The following is a 1364-nucleotide window of genomic DNA, read 5'->3' on the forward strand; positions in this document are numbered from 1 at the left end:
AACGGAGAGGCTATGGCTTTAGAAACTTTCGGAATTTTTGGGTTAGAAGTATGTTATCTTGGCATCTTGTATGTTGATTTAGCATAAAGGGTAACGAAGAGCCGAGATTGTTTGCAGTAAGCTAATCTGGCTAACAGGCTTTTGGGCGTGATATGGGGAAAAGTTCTGGCGATTGCGCCTAAATGGAGTGTTATACAGAAAGTTGAACCATATCGTTGCCTCAGAGAGTTTTATGCAGAAAGTTGACCTATAATATGTAGTTATGTCGCATTGCTTCTTTGCGCAAGTGGAAAATTTTGAGGTATAGATTTATGACCCACATCGTCTTGCTCGGCGACAGCATATTTGATAATGCTCCTTATGTGGATGTTGAAGAAGATGTTATCCATTACCTTAAGCGCAAAATACCTTTAGGATGGAAAGCCACTTTACTCGCTATTGATGGTTCTATTACCACGGATCTCCATGCTCAAGTTCAGAAGCTACCTAAAGACTCAACTCACTTGTTTTTGAGTGTTGGGGGAAATGATGCTTTACGCAACATCGACTATCTATCTCAGAGGGCACAATCTGTTGCAGAAGTAATAATTAAATTTTCAAGGCTGGTCGGAGATTTTCGTGCTAACTATGTAAGTGCAATCAAAGAGCTACTGGAAAAACAGTTGCCAATAACAATTTGCACCATCTACGAGCCAAGATTTGAGCAGTCAGAATACCAAAGCATAGCGACAACTGCACTCACATTTTGGAATGATGTGATAATTCAAACAGCAATAGCCTATAAACTACCAATTATTGATCTGCGCCAAATCTTTACCAGTACATCTGATTACGCTAATCCGATTGAGCCATCTGCAATTGGTGCAGATAAATTAAGCAGCTACATTCTAGAAATAGTACAAAACCATAACGTTACTCAACTACATACAATCATCTATGGAAACTCCAAAGACTCTCGACAAAAGTGAATTGCCCTGAATGGCACTTCAAGATAGATCGACAATCTGTCGTTTGGTTCATTTCGGTGGGCAAGTCAATTTCTTCTTTGGCAATAGCGGTTCTACGATAGACCACTCTTCATTCGTCAAACTACTTGAGTACATTTTGGCTTACTCCAAAGTATCGATTTTCGGGGATAACTAGACGGTGGCGCCTTCACTGACGGGGTTCAGACCAAAGTATTGCCGTTAAACAGGCTACAGACTCTCTTCCCTGCAACCTATAGTGGACAAGGTTTTCGCTTCACCTTTTCAGCCTAGCATCTACATTAGAACTCTTGCAAATTAATTATATGTTATAATGATGGGTTAACTAATTTTCCCCAAAAAATTAGTTAATCAGTACATTTGTCCTGAATGAAAACT

1 protein-coding gene is annotated in these 1364 nt (G+C 39.7%); it reads left to right on the plus strand.

Annotated elements, in window-relative coordinates; all coding sequences use genetic code 11:
* Positions 1-311: 311 nt before the first annotated feature.
* A complete protein-coding gene (locus PX481_RS03935; protein WP_002758338.1) occupies positions 312-968 on the plus strand; it encodes an SGNH/GDSL hydrolase family protein in 657 nt (218 codons plus the stop codon).
* Positions 969-1364 lie beyond the last annotated feature (396 nt).

It is taken from the genome of Microcystis sp. M53603_WE2, assembly GCF_030065435.1.

Coding starts and splice junctions, on each gene's coding strand:
- PX481_RS03935 (WP_002758338.1), top strand. CDS start 312: ATGACCCACATCGTCTTGCTCGGCGACAGCATATTTGATAATGCTCCT.